The sequence below is a fragment of the Croceicoccus sp. Ery5 genome, from assembly GCF_020985325.1.
GTDB lineage: Bacteria > Pseudomonadota > Alphaproteobacteria > Sphingomonadales > Sphingomonadaceae > Croceicoccus.
In genome coordinates this window covers 1,404,759-1,421,926 of record NZ_CP087587.1, presented here as the reverse complement: position 1 = coordinate 1,421,926, position 17,168 = coordinate 1,404,759, and the positions used below count along the sequence as shown (strand labels likewise).

Sequence of the window (17,168 nt, the reverse complement as noted above, 5' to 3'; positions counted from 1 at the left end):
GTATTCCCGTCAATCCCGTGCCAGCTCGCGCGAGCGTTCGGCAGCCGCCTCGACCGCTTCGGCCAACAGGGCGCGCAGGCGGCCCGTGCCCATCAGCACATCCAGCGCCGCCGCCGTGGTGCCGTTGGGGCTGGTCACATTGCTGCGCAGCTGGCCCGGATCCTCGTCCGACGAACGCGCATAGACCGCCGCGCCATAGACCGTCTGGATCGCCAGCTCTTTCGCCAGTTCTTCGGGAAGTCCCGATTTGACGCCCGCCTCGGCCATCGCTTCGATGAAATGGAAGACATAGGCAGGGCCCGACCCCGACACGCCGGTAACCGCGTCCATCAGGCTCTCTTCCTCGACAAAGGCGACGCTGCCGCTGGCCGACAGCAGCGTTTCGCAAACGGCGCGTGCTTCACCGGTCACGGCATCATTGGCACAGCAGACCATCATGCCCTTGCCCACGGCCGCAGGCGTATTGGGCATGCAGCGGATAACCGCGCTCCCCTCGCCCAGCGCCTTTTCGATGGTGCCCAGCAAGGTGCCCGCCGCAACCGAAACGAATGTCGTGCCCGCTGCCGCAAAGGGGCGGTAATCGGCCAGCACCTTGGCCATCACCTGCGGCTTGACCGCGATGATCGCCATCGCCGGGGCCTCTCCGCCGATGATCTCGTCCACGCCCGCATGGACCTTTGCGCCGGTTCCCGCCGCGCGCTTGCGCAGATCGTCATTGGGTTCGACCACGTCGATCCGATTCGCCGGCGTGCCCTGTTCGATCCAGCCTTTCAGCATGGCAAAGCCCATGTTCCCGCATCCGACGAGAAGCACCCGACCATCGGGTTGCGCGTTCGTTTCGTTGCTGGAAATATCCGTGCTCATAATTCCTCTTTCAGGTCGAATGTCTGTCTTTTCGGATCGAAGTCCGCTGCGAACGGTTGCAGCTAACATAAAGAGATGATTTGGCCACCCGCAGCAGGCGGGAATTTGCCGATCAGGAGAGAGAACGTTCAACCCGCCGAAAGGACCCCATGCTCGACAGGACTGCCGATTTGAACGACAAGTTTGCCCGTTTTGCGCCCCCCATCCGCGAAGCAACGCCGCTGCGACAGGCGATTACCGATGCCTATCGCCGCCCCGAACCGCAGGCCGTGGCCGAATTGCTGCCGCGCGCGACCATGCCCGACCATTTGCGCCAGCAGATCGAACAGACCGCCCGCGATCTGGTGCTGAAAGTCCGCAAGAAGCAGGACGGCTGGGGCGTCGACGGCCTGATGCAGGAATATTCGCTGTCGAGCGAAGAGGGCGTCGCGCTGATGTGTCTGGCCGAAGCGCTGCTGCGCATTCCCGATGCGGGCACGCGCGACGCGCTGGTGAAGGACAAGATCGCGCGCGGCAACTGGCGTTCGCATCTGGCGCCCGATCACTCGCTGTTCGTGAACGCGGCCACATGGGGTCTTGTCGTCACGGGCGAGCTTTCCGAACGGACCGACGAATTCGGCCTTGCCGCCGCTCTGAAACGCCTGATCGCCCGCGCGGGCGAACCGGTGATCCGGTCGGGCGTGCGCCTTGCCATGGAATTCATGGGCGAACATTTCGTCGCGGGCGAGACGATCGAGGAAGCGATCAAGCACGCCAAGGGCCCCGAAGCGCGGGGCTTTACCTATAGCTATGACATGCTGGGCGAGGCTGCGGTCGATCTGAACGATGCCGCCGCCTATTACGCGGCCTATGAAAAGGCGATCCATGCCATCGGCCGCCGCGCCGACGGCAAGCCGGTCCACACCGCGCCGGGCATTTCGGTCAAGCTGTCGGCCCTGCACCCGCGTTACCAGCGCGCACAGGCCGGACGGGTGATGAAGGAGCTGCTGCCCCGCGTCCGTGCGCTGGCCGTGTTGGCGAAATCATATGGCATCGGCTTTAACATCGATGCCGAGGAAGCCGACCGGCTGGAACTGTCGCTCGACATTATCGAGGAACTGGCCACCGCGCACGAGCTGGCGGGCTGGAACGGGCTTGGCTGCGTGATACAGGCCTATGGCAAAAGATGTCCGCAAGTGCTGGACTGGCTGATCGATCTGGCCAAACGGTCCGAACGCCGCATTCCTGTGCGTCTGGTGAAAGGCGCCTATTGGGATGCCGAGATCAAGCGCGCCCAGCTGGACGGGCTGCCGGATTTCCCCGTCTATACGCGCAAGGTCCACACCGACCTGTCCTATATCGCCTGCGCCCGCCAGCTGATCGAGGCGCGCGAGCATATTTTTCCGCAATTCGCCACGCATAATGCGCAGACTCTGGCGACGATCTATCACCTTGCGGACGAGATCAAGGGCCGCCCGTTCCAGGCAGGCGATTACGAGTTCCAGTGCCTGCACGGCATGGGTGAGGAGCTGTATGACGAGGTCGTTCCCAAGAGAAAGCTGAACCGCCCCTGCCGCATCTATGCGCCGGTCGGCACGCATGAAACGCTGCTTGCCTATCTGGTGCGGCGCTTGCTGGAAAACGGGGCCAACAGCTCGTTCCTGAACCGCATTTCCAATCCCGATGTCGCCATCGCGGACCTGACGGCCGATCCGGCGCAGCAAGTGGCCGAAATGGAACGCCCCGGCAGCATGCATCCGCAGATTTCCCTGCCGCTGGGAATTTTCCCGATGCGGCTGAATTCGGCAGGCATCGACCTGACGAACGAGGATCGTCTGGCCGAACTGACCGAAGATCTGGAGGAAAGCGCCAGCCGCGAATGGGTGGCGGGCGAAGCGGGCACCGGCACGCCCCGCGATGTGACCAATCCGGCGGACCGGCGCGATATCGTCGGGGTCAGCCACGATCTGTCGCCCGACGATGTGCCGGCCATTGCCTCTATCGTCGCCGCATCGCACTGGAACGAGGTGCCCGTCAGCCAAAGGGCTTCGGCGCTGCACCGCGCAGCCGATACGATGCAGACGCAAATGGGCGTGCTGATCGGCCTGACCATCCGCGAGGCGGGCAAGAGCGCCACCAACGCCATTGCCGAAGTACGCGAAGCGATCGATTTCCTGCGCTATTACGCGAACCGCGCGGTCGAAAGCTTTGGGCACGAGCAGGAGCCTTTGGGCACGATCTGCTGTATTTCGCCGTGGAACTTCCCGCTTGCGATCTTCACCGGACAGGTTGCGGCCGCATTGGTCGGCGGCAATTCGGTGCTGGCGAAACCGGCCGAGGAAACGCCGCTGGTCGCCGCCGAAGCCGTGCGCATCCTGCACGAGGCGGGGATTCCCGACCACGCATTGCGGCTGGTTCCCGGCGACGGCGCGGTAGGCGCGGCTCTGGTCGCGTCGGAAGACGTGCACGGCGTGATGTTCACCGGATCGACACAGGTCGCGCAGCTGATCCAGAAGCAATTGTCCAAGCGCCTGTCGCCTGCGGGCAAGCCGATCCCGCTGATCGCGGAAACGGGCGGCATCAATGCGATGATCGTCGATTCCTCCGCGCTTGCCGAACAGGTGGTGCGCGATGTGATCGCCAGCGCCTTCGACAGCGCCGGTCAGCGTTGTTCGGCCCTGCGCCTGCTGTGCATTCAGGACGATGTCTATGACCGCACACTGGGCCTGTTAAAGGGGGCATTGGCGCAGCTGGCGATCGGTTCCACCACGCAATTGTCGAACGATATCGGTCCCGTCATCACCGACGAGGCATTGGAAGGTATCGAAAGCCATATCGCCGAGATGGAGGCCGCCGGGCACAAGGTCACGCGGCTGAAACTGCCACAGGGGGTAGAGCATGGCAGCTTTGTCGCGCCGACCATCATCGAACTGGATTCGACGACCGAACTGACCCGCGAAGTGTTCGGGCCGGTGCTGCATGTCACCCGTTTCGCGCGCCACGATCTTGTGCCCTTGGTGCACGAGATCAATCTGTCGGGATATGGGCTGACCTTTGGCCTGCACACGCGGCTGGACGGCACGGTCGATCAGGTCGCCCGTGTGATCGAGGCGGGGAATATCTATATCAACCGCAACCAGATCGGCGCGATCGTGGGCAGCCAGCCGTTCGGCGGGCATCGCCTGTCGGGCACGGGGCCAAAGGCGGGCGGTCCGCTGTATCTGGGCCGCCTTGTCAGCCAGCCCCCTGCCCTGCCGATGGCACTGTCCGATCCGGCCGTGCACCAATATGCGCAATGGCTGCGCATGCGGGGCGAGATTGCGGCATCCGACGCCGCCCGTGCCTATGCCGATCAGGGCGGGCTGGGTTACCGCGAAGTCCTGCCCGGCCCGGTGGGCGAGCGGAACAGCTATGAACTGCGCAAGCGCGGCCATATTCTGGTCCGGCCCAAGACCACGGCCGGTTTCCAGCAGCAGCTGGCCGCCGTGCTGGCCACCGGCAATATCGCCTTGCTCGAAGATATGGGCTGGGCCAGCGATCTGCCCCCCGAACTGCACGGAAGGGTCGAGGCGCTGGCGCATCAGCCGGTCGCGGGCGCGCTGGTCGAAGGGGACGAAAGCGATCTGCGCGCCGCCCTTGCCGAGTTTGCGGAGCGTGAAGGGCCGCTGGTCCTAACCCAGTCTGCCAGCGAGGCGGATTGCGCATCGGACACGCCCGCCTATTGCCTGCACTGGCTGTTGGAGGAAGTCTCGATCTCGGTCGACACCACGGCAGCGGGCGGCAATGCCAGCCTGATGACGCTTGAATGATCGTGTCGGGGCCGGTTTTGCGACCGGCCCCGAGATCGCATCAGATCTTGCGCCAGCTGGGGCAGTCGACGGCGCTGGCGGTGCCCCGTTTGAACACTTTTGCGCGCATGCCGAACGCATCATTGCCCCATGTCTGGTTCGGCCCGCCCGACACCATGATCTTGTCGCCCGCCGCCAGATCGATGTCGGCGCTGATCTGCGTCTGCCCGTTCGTCAGGATCTTGGTCGCCGCCGCCTTGCCGTTATGGTCGATCGCAAGGTCGATACCGTCGCCGCCGTCCTCACGCTTGTGGAAGCAGGCAGTGACCGTGACCGAGACAGGCTTGTCGGTCTGCCATTGCCACAGGGCGCGCAGCGGATCGCTGCCATCGCGGGCGGGCACCGCGCCATCAGGCCCCATCGACAGAACCGCATCCCACGCGCTGCGCAAATCGCTGCCATACCACTGGGTCTTGTAGGTCAGCGGGTCCATCCCGCCATCGCGTCCGCGCGCGAAATATTTCCAGTCGCCCGTGCCGAATTGCAGCAGCGTATCGGCCAGTACATTGCTCGACCCCGGATCGCTGATATTACCGCCGACGAAAATGACCGGCACGTCCGACACCTGCATCTGCGTGGTCGACGGCAGGCGGTTGCCATAGGCGTCAAAGGCCTCGCTCGCCCCTTCCACCCGAATGGTGCGCGGCGTGCCCCATACGATGGTCGCACCCTTGCCATAGCGAAAGGCGAACAGGCCCGGATCGCCGGTGTTCAGCTTGACCGGATTGCCATGGGGCAACAGCTTGCTGGCCGCCAGCCGGACGGCGCGGCCCTGCTGTTTGATGGCCGATCCGTCGAACAGGCCCAGGTTGGGGAACCAGCGCTCCTCGAACAGGGCATACCACACCGCCGCGTCGACACCGGCGGCGGCCATCAGCGTGATCGACTTGATCCCTTCGGATGCGGCAAGTTTCTGGTCGGGATGGTCGTGGGCGAATTCGGATGCCCAGATCTCCACCTCTTTCCCGTGGTCGCGCATCGCCTGTTTCAGCCGCGCGATTTCCATGGGCAGTCCATAGGAATAGCCCGAATAGGGATGCACCGCGACGCCATCGACATAATCGAGCATGCCTGCGGCGAAGAATTTCTCCAGATAGCCGGTACCGATCATATTGGTCGAACCGCCAAGGATGCGGATATGGGGATGGCTTGACCCCATGGCCGCGTCGATATCCTTGAGCAGCGCGATATAGGTGTCCTCCAGATCGTAACCCGCCGGATAGCTGAGGCCGAGGCCGCCGCCGCCATTGATCTCGTTCCCGATTTCAAAGCCCGAGATGCAGGTGCCGAAATGATCGGCCACCGCGCGCAGATATTTCGCAAATGCCGCGCGCGCGGCGGGGGTATAGACGAATTTCCCGCCGTCGTAGTGCGGGTTGACCGGAATTTCGACCAACAGGAATTTCTTGCCGCGCGCGCAGGCCGCCTCAAGCTTCTTCGACGTCGCGCCGGTGAAATCGAGCTTGCCCTTCGTCAGCTCGACCTGATCCCATTCCTGACCGTCGCGCAGCAGGGCGATGGACAGATCGTCAGCCCGGTCGATGGTGTCGAGCTGCCAACCCTGGCTGAAATGCGTCGCCGCGCCCAGGGCCATCGTACCCGACGGCGTGCTGGCGGGCGTCGGGCTGGGCGTGGGGGCCGGTGCAGGTGCAGGCGAAGGTGAAGGCGCCGGTGCGGGGGCCGGTGTCGGAGTGGGTGCCGGTGAAGGCGCAGGCGTCGGGCCGGGCGCGGGCGCGGCGGTTACGGGGACAGAGGCGACCCCCTCGGTTCCGGCCTCGCCCCCTCCGCAGCCGGCCAGACAGACCAGCGCCGTTCCTGCCAGTAACAACATCCCTCGACCGTTCGCCATGAACCCCGCCCTTCGCAAGTGCGATTTGTTGCCAGATCGCGGCGGACCAGATCCCGAACTTGGCCCGTCGCATGGGGCATGGCATTGGGGAATTGGGTAAATTTGGGATTAACGCGCCTCCCCCGATCGGCTCTGACGTGGGGAAGGCGCGGCGAAGCGTTTGGCGGGAGAAAAGCGTCAGCCTTTCAGCCGCGCGGCATGCCATGCGACATGGTCGGCCATAAAGGTCGAGATGAAGTAATAGGAATGGTCATATCCCGCCTGCATCCGGATATCGGCCTTCATTCCGGCGGCGGTTACCGCCTGTTCCAGCAGGCCGGTTTTCAGCTGGTCTTCAAGGAAATTATCCGCCGTCCCCTGATCGACCAAAAGATCGGGCAGACGCGCGCCGTCCGCGATCAGGGCGCAGGCGTCATAGTCGCGCCAGGCGGCCTGGTCGGGCCCGATATAGCCTGTCAGCGCCTTTTCGCCCCACGGGCAGTTCAGCGGGCTGACGATCGGCGCGAACGCGCTGGTCGAACGGAACCGCCCTGGATTGCGCAGCGATATGGTCAGCGCGCCATGCCCGCCCATCGAATGGCCGGTAATGCCCTGCCGCGCCATATCGGCGGGGAAATGCGCCTGTATCAGCGCGGGCAATTCCTCCTCGACATAGCGGCGCATGTTGAAATGCGTGGCCCATGGCTCCTGCGTCGCATCGACATAGAACCCTGCGCCCTTGCCAAAGTCATAGGCTTCGTCATCGGGTACATCGTCGCCGCGCGGGGACGTATCGGGCGCGACGAACATAATGCCGTGCTGCGCGCAGGCGGCGCGATATTCGCCCTTTTCGGTCACATTGGCATGGGTGCAGGTCAGACCCGACAGATAGGTCAGCACCGGCAGCATCGCCCCTTCGGCATGGTCGGGCACGAAGACGGAGAATGTCATCTCTGTCCCCGTCGCTTCGCTCTGATGCTTAAAGACGCCCTGCATGCCGCCGTGGCTGCGGTTCAGCGATATCGTTTCGAGTGTCACTTCGGCTCCATGAATTTCATTGCGCATAATTTGTGCCCGTCGGGATCGCGCAGATAGGCGAGATAAATCTGCCCGCGCGCACCGCGGTCGCGGATGCCGGGCGCATCCTCGATCAGCGTGCCGCCATGGTCCAGCCCCGCCCGAACCCATGCGGCGCCCTGTTCTGGGCTGTCGACGCGGAAACCGATGGTCGACCCGTTGCTGACGGTCGCTTCTTTTTCGTCCAGCGGTGCGCCCACGATCAGCAAGGCGCCTTCGTGGCTATAGAAATAGCGGTCGCGGTCGGGGTCCTTTACCCCTTCCCCGCCGCCCAGCGCGCCGATCAACGCGTCATAGAAACGCTTGGCACGGGCGGTGTCGTTGCTGCCGATATGGATGTGGCTGAACATTAAGTGTCTCCGGATCTTCGCAGCGGTCAGGCGGGTCGGTCAGGCTGGGCGGTCAGGCGGGGCGGTGAATGCCGCACAGCTTGTTGCCGTCAGGATCGCGCAGATAGCAGAGATAGACCGCCCCCGACGAGCCCGCACGCGGTCCCGGCGGGTCCTCTATCGACGTGCCGCCCGCCGCGACGCCCGCATCGTGGAACGCCTGCACCTGTTCGGGCGATCCGCAATGAAAGGCGATCGTCCCGCCATTCGCGTGGGTCGCGGGTTCGCCGTCGATCGGTTCGCAAATCCCTACCATGCTGCCCTGCGCGCGATAGAAATAGCGCGCCTTGCCCTGATCGGTCACATGGCGAACCGGCTCGCCCGCGCCCAGCACGCCCAGAACGGCGTCATAGAAGATTTTCGAACGCTCCAGATCGTTCGATCCGACCAGAACATGGCTTAGCATGGCGGGCATCCCTTTTTGTGTTGGCTGCCCGCCTGCTATCAGTAAACGACCACGCTGCGAATGCTCTCGCCCGCATGCATCAAGTCAAACCCCTTGTTGATTTCCTCGAGGGTCAAGACATGGGTGATCATCGGGTCGATCTCGATCTGGCCGTTCATGTACCAGTCGACGATCTTGGGCACATCGGTCCGGCCCTTCGCACCGCCGAATGCCGTGCCCTTCCACACGCGGCCGGTGACCAGCTGGAACGGGCGTGTGCTGATTTCCTTGCCTGCTTCGGCCACGCCGATGATGATGCTTTCGCCCCAGCCGCGATGGCATGCTTCCAGCGCGGTGCGCATCACATTGGTGTTGCCCGTGCAGTCAAAGGTGTAATCCGCGCCCCCGTCGGTCATGGCGACGACCTTCTGCACGATGTCGTCATGGCTCATGCCCGTGGTGTTGAGGAAGTCGGTCATGCCGAACTTGCGGCCCCATTCCTCGCGGTCGGGGTTGAGGTCGATGCCGATGATCTTCGACGCGCCTGCCATCTTCGCGCCCTGAATGACGTTGAGGCCAATGCCGCCAAGGCCGAACACGACCACATTGTCGCCCACCTGCACCTTGGCCGTGTTGGTCACCGCGCCGACACCGGTGGTGACGCCGCAGCCGATGTAGCAGCTGGTCTTGAACGGAGCGTCTTCGCGGATCTTGGCCACCGCGATTTCGGGCAGGACGGTAAAATTCGAGAAGGTCGAGCAGCCCATATAGTGATGGATCATCTCGCCCTTATAGCTGAAGCGGCTGGTGCCGTCGGGCATCAGCCCCTTGCCCTGCGTGGCGCGGATCGCGGTGCACAGGTTGGTCTTGCCCGACAGGCAGGATTTACACTGGCGGCATTCGGGGGTGTAGAGCGGGATGACGTGATCGTCGGGCTTTACGCTGGTCACGCCCGGCCCAATTTCGCGAACGATGCCGGCGCCTTCATGGCCAAGGATCGAGGGGAACAGCCCCTCGCTGTCCAGCCCGTCCAGCGTATAGGCATCGGTGTGGCACAGGCCCGTCGCCATGATCTCGACCAGAACCTCGCCCTCCTTCGGGCCTTCCAGATCGACTTCGACGATTTCGAGGGGCTTTTTCGCCTCGAAAGCTACGGCAGCGCGGGTTTTCATATGTGTGCTCCAATCGAACGAACGGCTTTGGTGCATCATAGACATCGAACCGGATGGTGATAAAGCGCGATATCTGCAAAGCATTATCCCCATATGGCAATAATCACGGGCGCTTCCATGATCTCTGGCTGGGACGGTATCGAGGAATTTGTCGCGGTTGCCCGCGCCGGCAGCTTTACCGCAGGCGCACGGGCCTTCGACGCATCGGTCACGCATATGAGCCGGTCGATCGGGCGGCTGGAACAAAGGCTGGAAACACGCCTGTTCAACCGCACCACGCGCTCTCTTTACCTAACCGAAAGTGGCCGCGTGTTCTTTGCCCAATGCCAGCGGCTGGTCGAAGAGCGCGAGGAAGCGATTGCCGCGCTCATCCAGCATAACGAGCCGTTCGGCCTGTTGCGCGTTACCTGTTCCTATGCGCTGGGTGAGCGGTTCATTTCGCCCCTTTTGCGCGAATTCGCCCAGATACACGCGGGTGTTCAGGTGGAAATCGACCTCGACAACGATGTCGTCGATATCGCCGGGCGCGGGTACGATCTGGCCGTGCGCACCGGTCATCTGGAAGATTCCCGCCTGATCGCCACCCGCGTCGCCCAGCGCGAGCTGATTACCGTCGCCTCGCGCGATTATATCTCGCACCAGGGCAAGCCCGCGCGGATCGCCGATCTGGCGGCACACGAATGCCTCACCGGCTCCGCCTCGCAGTGGCAGTTCCGCTATGGCCAGACCTGGCGGCCCGACGGACGGTGGAAATGCAATTCAGGGTCTTCGCTGCTCGACGCGTGCCTTGCGGGCATGGGCATATGCCAGATTCCCGCCTTTTACGTGGGCGAACATCTTGCCGCAGGACGGCTGCAGTCCGTGCTGGACGATCAAAAGCCGGAGGACGAGCCGATCTGGGCCGTCTATTCCGCCCGTCGCCAGCTGGCACCCAAGGTGACGAGACTGGTGAGCCATTTGCGCACGCGGCTGCAGACCATGCTGGACGGGTGAAGGCAGAACGCTGGCCTGCGGGCCGCTCCGGTGGTGGCAGGGCTTGAATCGAACCGGAAAAATAACGCTTTGATATCAATCCCGTTCTTGGAATGAGCGGGAGGCCTCCCCCACACTCTCCCCCACATTTTCGTTCATTTAACGGTGGTTCGGTTCAGCGTTTTGGCCGAGAAGCTGAATAAAAACGCGGTTCGCGGAGCGACTGAGTGCAGCATAATTGCACGTGCTGACACTGTCCAATTACAAGTTGGCGGCGTGGTCAGTTCATTGCCCGATGCCGCTCAACCAGATTGTGCAGACTGGCGGTCGTGATGCGCGTTGCCTTGCCGAGCTTGACTGTCTCAAGGTCGCCGTTGGCAATCAACTCGTAGAGTTTTGTTCGGCCAACGCCGATCATGCGGGCGGCGTCATTGACCCGGACGCAGATCGGCTCGACAGGTAGCTGGCCGCTCATTCTGCCGGCTCCTCTTCACGATAATGCGCAGGATCGGCAATCCAGCGATTGATTGCTGACTCATGCCAGCCTGCGCCGTGGACGCTGATCTTCACCTGTGAAGGAAAAGTGCCTTCAGCGATCTTGCGATAGATTGTGGAGCGGGAAAGGCCGGTGCGGTCGAGCACGGTCTTCAAGCGGATGATGCGTTCAGTATTAGACATTGGGCGTTCTCACATTGACATTGGCAGCCCCTCCATGGAACATAATGAGAACATTCTTGTGCAATGCAAGTGTCAGTCTAAAATCGAATTCGGGCGAAACTTCAGCGGTTTGCGTGATTTGAAACGTCTATGGACAGCTAGAGACATTCACGGACAATCTTCTCAGTCGCCTCCGATCATGAGACTTTTCTCACGCTGCCATATCCTGCGATCAAAGCGCGCGGAATTGCGACGGCAAAGAAGGATTTCTGCGCCAACGGTGCCGGAGTTTGCGCGAATCGAGCACAGTGCAGTTCGAGATCGCGCGTTGTCCCTCGCCAACTGCCGCAACCTCCGTCGCCGGAGAGGCCCCCTAGGCTGTGTCTTCAGCTATTGGATGCTTTGGCGGCGCCATGACAACACAGCCTTTTCGGTATCCGATTTCGGATCATCCTCATTCCAGCATTCCCAGAACGCCACTGTTTGACTGTCTGGTTTCATCGCCGGTTCGGAAATCCGAACTCGAGTGGGGAGCAGGCTAGCGTCCCCCACGACTAGGGCTTCGCCCGTATCGAGCACAGGAAGAAGGTCGCCAAAGCCGCCAAGACTGTCAGGCAAGAGCCTCCTAATGACACTCTGATCGTCACCATTTGTCAGTCTCATCGCAATGACGTTGTTGCATTGGCTGAGCACAGTCCGATTGACCTCGGACGGTCGCTGACTAATCACAACCAAGCCTATGCCATATTTGCGTCCCTCCTTGGCGATGCGTTCGAATATCTCAACCGCGACTGAGTCGGAGCTGTCCGCTTGAGCGCGCTCAGGAATATAAAGATGCGCCTCATCGCACATCATGGCGATCGGATGACGCTTCTCCCGTTCTGTCCAAAGGCTGGAAGAAAAAAGTATCTGTGCCAGTAAGCTAACCATGAGAGGAAGAATGTCCGACGGAACTTCAGAAAAGTCGATGATCTTAATACCACCGGTCCCTTCTTCTTGGGCACCACGCCCGGCTGAAATCGTGTGAACCATCTTTCCGAGCCAAGCCATTTCCATGCATTCCGCTGGGGGCCGGAAGAGGAAAGCCAAACGTCGATCTTGCCGCTTAGCGCCCAATCTTTGGATCAAACGACTCAACTTTCCATTGAAATCGCCAGCCTTTCCATCCGGTTTACCCCGAGCATCAGGCACGCGTTCGGTGTCTAGTCTGCTCAGTTCTGCCAACACCGCGTCCAAGTCGAACGGGACTGGGCTATCGATGGTGAAATTCGCCAGAATGTCCGCATGGTCCTTTACATTCAGCGCAGATCTCTTTGCGTCCGTAATGGTGCGGGTCATCACCATCGACTGATTAGGTGCATTCTGATCGCTCCGATCCACAAACATCGAAACCAAAGCTTCGTAACCCAGCAACCAATAGGGGAGATGCAAAATGCCATCACCCAGCCCCCTACCGCTATCAATATCCGATGGTCCCGCGATCTTGAGATGATGAAATGCATCGCTTTGAAGTGGACGATATTCGCCATGAATATCGAAAAGGACCACATTCGCCTGTGGCAGCTCTGCAATCTGATCGAGCAGGCGAGCTGTGGTCCAGGACTTGCCAGACCCAGTGCTGCCCACAATCACGGCATGACGCTGAAACAGCTTGTTGCCGTTGAGGTAGGCAATCGCTGCATCGTCCAATGTGAAATGACCAAGGGAGAGCTTTGGGCCATCCACCTGCACATCTGATATTACCTGCATGAAGTTGGTCAGGCGGTCACCTTCGAGAGAAAAGCAATTCGCATCGATCTCTGGGACGGTCTCCAATGTTCTACGGAAGACGTTCTCCCGCTCCCCCTCCTTGTCAATCAGGGTGCCGATTAGGGCTATGCGGACAAGGTTGTTCTCGTTGGGAACAAGGTCAGCATCTGACTCCTCCATCCCTTCCAGATCACGATCATCGGGCTTGCGGGTTATCTTCGCAACGACGCCGATCAGGTGCTGACCGGGCCGGCTGCTCTGAAGAACTACTAGGCGATTGACCTGAAGTCGCTTGAGCCTGTCGAGATCGTCAACCCTTACTACAACAGCTGCGGTGTCGACCGAAATCACGCTACCGAGAGCTTCGCCGTCACCGAAATCGAAAATCGCCATGTTCTCTGCCTAAGTTACAAGTTTATTGAAGCCATCCAATGACCAGATATCTTCTTCTTCGATTTCAAAGCCATCAGGTTCCTGAGCGGTGAATATTTTACTCCCAGCGTCTGAATATTCCAAACCCAAATAGTTGTTTCCCGCCCGGTTTTTCAAAAAATCCTTTGCCTCGTCGGTGAGAGTGTGAGCCAACACAACAACGGGGATATTTCCTTCACGGCAGCGTTGTTCAATTTTTGGGTGCAGTTGCTTGTCCCGGAAGCCATAGCCAACGCAAAGGAGCGCGCCCGACTTCTGCAAAGCTTCGTCTGCCCCATTGAAGGTTGATCTGAACGGATCCTCGGTGATCTTTTCGTACTTGTTTAAACCTGGCGTCACGATCAACGGAGAAAGCACTCCTTCAGGCAATCGATAAGTTGGAATCCCTATCGGCAAGCCTTGCGGCGTCGCAAACCAATCTAATGAACCGTGAACCTTCCAGATTTTCACAACCCGAGCCGCTTTCGCACCATGTTGAAAGCGCAGCTGGTTTGCACCACTTTCCCATTTCTGCCGATAACCAGGTGTGAAGCCGGTTTGGAAAAGTATATCGACAGAGTTACAGGCGTATTCGATTACACGGTCATAGTTGGTCGTGACGATGTTAAGTGTGGTATGCGTGCTCTGGAACAGGCCTCGCAGTAGTTGTCCAAGCGGGAACGCACCGCCATTCAACGAAGCTTCAAACACTTTTTCGTCATCTTGGTTGACACATTTCCACGTCAGACGGACTATTTTGTCGATAAGTGACGGCGGCAAATTCTTGCCTTCCAATGCTCCTTCAAGGTGATCTCCGGCCGCAAGGTCCCGCCGCACTCCAAGCCACGCATCTTCTTCTACTTCGTCCTCGGTCAAGAGATTGTCGTTGAGGAATGTACTCAGCGCACCCATGCTCGGCAGTCCATGAGGCATTGATGCTCCACTACCGAGCACAATGGTAGGCACCCCTTGGAAGCAGGCCAAAGCCAGTTTTTGGACTTTTTCTAGTGTCATTTCTTGGAGCGTTTTCTCTTGGGCTTGGCCTGTGTTACCAGCGGTGCGATCATCTTTTCGTATCGCTGGAACAAGTATTCGACCCGCTCTCGCTCAGACTTAAAACCTGATGGCTTGTAAAGGCGGTCTATCGCATGATCCAATGCTGCATGAGCCTTCTTGAGATTGGAGGGCATCAGGTCTGGATCATATAAATCAGCCAAACACGTATCTGGGTGCTTCGCTCTTGCCGACAGCACCGCATCTACCAGCGGATCGAGCTTGCCCTTAGCGGGCATTTTTGCAGGCAGCGGGAAGGTATTGTAGACGAGGCCGATAGCGTAGCGATACCGGCTCTCCAACCGTCCGCTTGTAGCTCGCATCCAAGCCATATGCATCGCCGACGTCAGTAGAGCAAAAGCTTGCTTGCCACCTTCGCCAAGCACAAAGACAAGGTCGCTCGGAATCGTTGGCGGAGACAAATAGGCAATCGGAACGTATTCTCGGCGCTCTGAGCTTACTTTCGGAATGACGAGAAACGGTACCTCAGGAACAACCGTTACGTGATATTTCCGAGGCGTTTCAGCTAGCTGCAACGATGATATGCCGGGCTTTTTTATCTTGTTTAGTGCTTTTCCTTTGGCCGCGATCTTGCCCTGCCGATATGCTCTCACATTGGTTATCGCATCCCTGAATGGCTGCACAGATTTCAGGACGGTCGGCGGGACATCTGCCAAATTCATGATGAAACGTTCTTCCCCATGCAGGAGCTCGCGGCTGCCGATGTAGGGGTGAACATGATCCTTCGCTTGCGGATGAGTCTTTATCAGCTCATCCCGCTCTTCACGCGACATAATGAAATACCCACCATCGATAGGTTTGGAACCGATAACGAGTTTAGCGAGGCCATTGAGTGGCTTGCTGGTTTCTCGAACCACAAGGTGTCGGTCTTGCAAACTACCTGCATCGAACAAGTAGGCTGTTATCGCAGCATGTTTGCTCTCCAGCGGTTCGCCATTGATATCGTCATAGGAGAAAAGCCGACGATCTGTTGGAGCATTCTTTCTCCCGGCAAGGCCAATAATCACCACATGAACATGCGCCTTACCTCGCGCATCCGATCCCCATGCAAAGGTCCTGTGGGCGAAGGTGATTTCAAGTTTGAACTTTTGGAATAGCGACGGCCAGAGTTGTGCCACTTGCTCTCCCTGAGTGATCGAGTTGGTTGAGACAAAGCCAACCTGCGCTTCGGTATCTTGTACATAGTCAGCAGCCTTCAGGAACCAGGCAGAAACATAGTCCAGTGTGCCACCGCTTTTCCCTAGGGCAGCGATCCGACGCACCTGCTCTCTTTGTTCGTCCGACTGATACTTTGCGCCTATAAAGGGTGGATTGCCCAGCACATACGAGCAGACCTTCGCTGCAAGAACGTCGTTCCAATCTGTTTCGAGCGCATCTCCATGAACGATGTGTGGAGATTTCCGCAGCGGAATTCGCACATATATCTGGCCAAATTCGAGGCTAAGACGATTGTTCATGATGTGGTCCATCATCCACATCGCAACCTCAGCTATCCGAGCTGGAAACTCGCCAATTTCGATCCCGTGAAATTGGTCTACATCGACCTTCGAGAGATTGATCGCATCGAGCGTAAGCTGCTGATCAGTTCGCATCTCAATGAGAACTTCAAGCTCCAACTGGCGAAGTTCACGATAGGCAATAATCAGGAAGTTTCCGCAGCCGCAGGCAGGATCGAATAGTTTCAGACTGGCTAGCTTGTCCTGAAACTCGCGCAGCAATTTTTGCCTTTGAGTCTTCCGAGATTTGATGCGTTCAAATTCTTCACGCAGCCCGTCGAGGAAAAGAGGTCGAATAACCTTCATGATGTTCTTTTCAGTCGTGTAGTGAGCGCCTTGCTTGCGACGCTCCTCTCTGTCCATCACCGACTGGAACAATGAGCCGAAAATTGCGGGCGAGATTGCATCCCAAGAGAACTCGCAGGCCTCGATGAAAACTTTTCGCATCTCACTGTCGAAGGATGGGATGGGCAATCGAGCGGCGAAGAGGTCGCCATTAACGTAGGGGAATTCAGCCAGGTCTTCGTCGAGGGTTTTGTATCGTTCGTTTTCTGGCGTATTCAGAACATCGAATAGCTGCGAAATCCACTGCCCCAGGTCAGAACCGTCTTCCGCGGTTCGGTCTTTGATGAGAGTCTCAAAAATTCCTCTCGGTTCGAATATGCCGGTGTCATCGGCAAAGAGGCAAAAAAGCAATCGAACCAGAAACTGCTCAAGATCATGACCAGCGTAGCCTGACTCTTCCAGAGCATCATGGACTTTGCCCATGAGTTCTGAAGCATCAATGTTGACCGGGTCTTGGTCACTAAACGTCCGCTTTTGAACGCCAATGATGAAACCCAGATGTTCTACCTTTTCTGGCAGCTCGGAAAGTGTGAACTCAACCTCGGTTTGCTCTTCCAGGTCGAAAAGCTCAAAGGTCTGGAAATCGCTTACGAGGACGTATCGTGGAAACTCGTTTGGCTTCAGGCCAAGGCAGTATTCGTCCGCCTGTAGTCGCGCCTTAGCTAAATCGCGCCCCGCGCTCTTTTGTTCAACCAGTAGTACCCCCGGCCAAAACAGGTCAATGAAACCTTGCTTGTTGTTGAGCTTTTTGACCTGCCGTTCGTATACCGCAACGCGGCGACGCTGAACGCCAAACACCTCGAAAAACTCATTGTAAAAACTCTGTGTCTCGCCCTTTTCATAGTGAGCATCTGCCCAGTCCTTTGCAAACTTGGCAGCACGGACTCGTATTTCGTTCCAGTTCAATCGCATGATGAGAGGT

Annotated in this window: 13 protein-coding genes; 2 read left to right on the top strand and 11 right to left on the bottom strand. The window is 59.2% G+C overall.

Annotation, left to right across the window (positions count from 1 at the left end):
- Positions 1 to 9: 9 nt before the first annotated feature.
- Entirely contained in the window at positions 10 to 864 is an 855-nt protein-coding gene (gene proC / locus LOZ74_RS06580) for a pyrroline-5-carboxylate reductase (protein WP_230293377.1), read from the bottom strand.
- Positions 865 to 1,013: 149 nt separating this feature from the next.
- Here proC and putA point away from each other — a divergent pair, with 149 nt between their 5' ends.
- Positions 1,014 to 4,652, top strand: a complete 3,639-nt coding sequence (gene putA, locus LOZ74_RS06575) for a bifunctional proline dehydrogenase/L-glutamate gamma-semialdehyde dehydrogenase PutA (protein ID WP_230293376.1) — start codon at positions 1,014 to 1,016, stop codon at positions 4,650 to 4,652.
- Between the two features lie 40 nt (positions 4,653 to 4,692).
- On the opposite strand, the gene LOZ74_RS06570 is transcribed toward putA, so the two are convergent.
- The 5 genes from LOZ74_RS06570 to LOZ74_RS06550 form a co-directional block, all read right to left on the bottom strand.
- Complete coding sequence (locus LOZ74_RS06570; RefSeq protein WP_230293375.1) at positions 4,693 to 6,540, bottom strand: hypothetical protein; 1,848 nt, start codon at positions 6,538 to 6,540, stop codon at positions 4,693 to 4,695.
- A 177-nt stretch (positions 6,541 to 6,717) separates the two neighbouring features.
- Positions 6,718 to 7,557 (bottom strand): S-formylglutathione hydrolase, encoded by an 840-nt coding sequence (gene fghA, locus LOZ74_RS06565; RefSeq protein WP_230293374.1) that lies wholly within the window; start codon positions 7,555 to 7,557, stop codon positions 6,718 to 6,720.
- Positions 7,554 to 7,946, bottom strand: a complete 393-nt coding sequence (locus tag LOZ74_RS06560) for a VOC family protein (protein WP_230293373.1) — start codon at positions 7,944 to 7,946, stop codon at positions 7,554 to 7,556. Before LOZ74_RS06560 ends, fghA begins: the two co-directional genes overlap by 4 nt.
- Before the next feature lie 52 nt (positions 7,947 to 7,998).
- On the bottom strand, positions 7,999 to 8,391 hold the full coding sequence (locus LOZ74_RS06555; protein WP_230293372.1) for a VOC family protein: 393 nt from the start codon (positions 8,389 to 8,391) through the stop codon (positions 7,999 to 8,001).
- Positions 8,392 to 8,429: 38 nt separating this feature from the next.
- Positions 8,430 to 9,542, bottom strand: coding sequence for an S-(hydroxymethyl)glutathione dehydrogenase/class III alcohol dehydrogenase (locus LOZ74_RS06550; RefSeq protein WP_230293371.1), 1,113 nt, complete (start codon positions 9,540 to 9,542; stop codon positions 8,430 to 8,432).
- A 93-nt stretch (positions 9,543 to 9,635) separates the two neighbouring features.
- On the opposite strand from LOZ74_RS06550, the gene LOZ74_RS06545 reads away from it, so the two are divergent.
- Entirely contained in the window at positions 9,636 to 10,535 is a 900-nt protein-coding gene (locus LOZ74_RS06545) for a LysR family transcriptional regulator (protein ID WP_230293370.1), read from the top strand.
- 259 nt (positions 10,536 to 10,794) lie between these two features.
- On the opposite strand, the gene LOZ74_RS06540 is transcribed toward LOZ74_RS06545, so the two are convergent.
- The 5 genes from LOZ74_RS06540 to LOZ74_RS06520 all read right to left on the bottom strand — a co-directional run bounded on the left by LOZ74_RS06540 (position 10,795) and on the right by LOZ74_RS06520 (position 17,158).
- On the bottom strand, positions 10,795 to 10,989 hold the full coding sequence (locus LOZ74_RS06540; protein ID WP_230293369.1) for a helix-turn-helix domain-containing protein: 195 nt from the start codon (positions 10,987 to 10,989) through the stop codon (positions 10,795 to 10,797).
- Positions 10,986 to 11,192 (bottom strand): AlpA family transcriptional regulator, encoded by a 207-nt coding sequence (locus tag LOZ74_RS06535; protein ID WP_067673162.1) that lies wholly within the window; start codon positions 11,190 to 11,192, stop codon positions 10,986 to 10,988. The genes LOZ74_RS06540 and LOZ74_RS06535 overlap by 4 nt, the downstream gene beginning before the upstream one ends.
- A gap of 369 nt (positions 11,193 to 11,561) precedes the next feature.
- Positions 11,562 to 13,313: an ATP-binding protein gene (locus LOZ74_RS06530; RefSeq protein ID WP_230293368.1), complete on the bottom strand. Its 1,752-nt coding sequence runs from the start codon at positions 13,311 to 13,313 to the stop codon at positions 11,562 to 11,564.
- A gap of 9 nt (positions 13,314 to 13,322) precedes the next feature.
- Positions 13,323 to 14,345 carry an SIR2 family protein gene (locus LOZ74_RS06525; RefSeq protein WP_230293367.1) on the bottom strand — a complete coding sequence of 341 codons (1,023 nt, stop codon included), beginning with the start codon at positions 14,343 to 14,345 and terminating at the stop codon, positions 13,323 to 13,325.
- On the bottom strand, positions 14,342 to 17,158 hold the full coding sequence (locus LOZ74_RS06520; RefSeq protein ID WP_230293366.1) for a DNA methyltransferase: 2,817 nt from the start codon (positions 17,156 to 17,158) through the stop codon (positions 14,342 to 14,344). The genes LOZ74_RS06525 and LOZ74_RS06520 overlap by 4 nt, the downstream gene beginning before the upstream one ends.
- Between the last annotated feature and the right edge of the window lie 10 nt (positions 17,159 to 17,168).

What these genes read in the sequence shown, in the direction of transcription:
- proC (WP_230293377.1), bottom strand. Translation starts at nt 864, where the DNA reads ATGAGCACGGATATTTCCAGCAACGAAACGAACGCGCAACCCGATGGT.
- putA (WP_230293376.1), top strand. Translation starts at nt 1,014, where the DNA reads ATGCTCGACAGGACTGCCGATTTGAACGACAAGTTTGCCCGTTTTGCG.
- LOZ74_RS06570 (WP_230293375.1), bottom strand. Translation starts at nt 6,540, where the DNA reads ATGGCGAACGGTCGAGGGATGTTGTTACTGGCAGGAACGGCGCTGGTC.
- LOZ74_RS06560 (WP_230293373.1), bottom strand. Translation starts at nt 7,946, where the DNA reads ATGTTCAGCCACATCCATATCGGCAGCAACGACACCGCCCGTGCCAAG.
- LOZ74_RS06555 (WP_230293372.1), bottom strand. Translation starts at nt 8,391, where the DNA reads ATGCTAAGCCATGTTCTGGTCGGATCGAACGATCTGGAGCGTTCGAAA.
- LOZ74_RS06550 (WP_230293371.1), bottom strand. Translation starts at nt 9,542, where the DNA reads ATGAAAACCCGCGCTGCCGTAGCTTTCGAGGCGAAAAAGCCCCTCGAA.
- LOZ74_RS06545 (WP_230293370.1), top strand. Translation starts at nt 9,636, where the DNA reads ATGGCAATAATCACGGGCGCTTCCATGATCTCTGGCTGGGACGGTATC.
- LOZ74_RS06540 (WP_230293369.1), bottom strand. Translation starts at nt 10,989, where the DNA reads ATGAGCGGCCAGCTACCTGTCGAGCCGATCTGCGTCCGGGTCAATGAC.
- LOZ74_RS06535 (WP_067673162.1), bottom strand. Translation starts at nt 11,192, where the DNA reads ATGTCTAATACTGAACGCATCATCCGCTTGAAGACCGTGCTCGACCGC.
- LOZ74_RS06530 (WP_230293368.1), bottom strand. Translation starts at nt 13,313, where the DNA reads ATGGCGATTTTCGATTTCGGTGACGGCGAAGCTCTCGGTAGCGTGATT.
- LOZ74_RS06525 (WP_230293367.1), bottom strand. Translation starts at nt 14,345, where the DNA reads ATGACACTAGAAAAAGTCCAAAAACTGGCTTTGGCCTGCTTCCAAGGG.
- LOZ74_RS06520 (WP_230293366.1), bottom strand. Translation starts at nt 17,158, where the DNA reads ATGCGATTGAACTGGAACGAAATACGAGTCCGTGCTGCCAAGTTTGCA.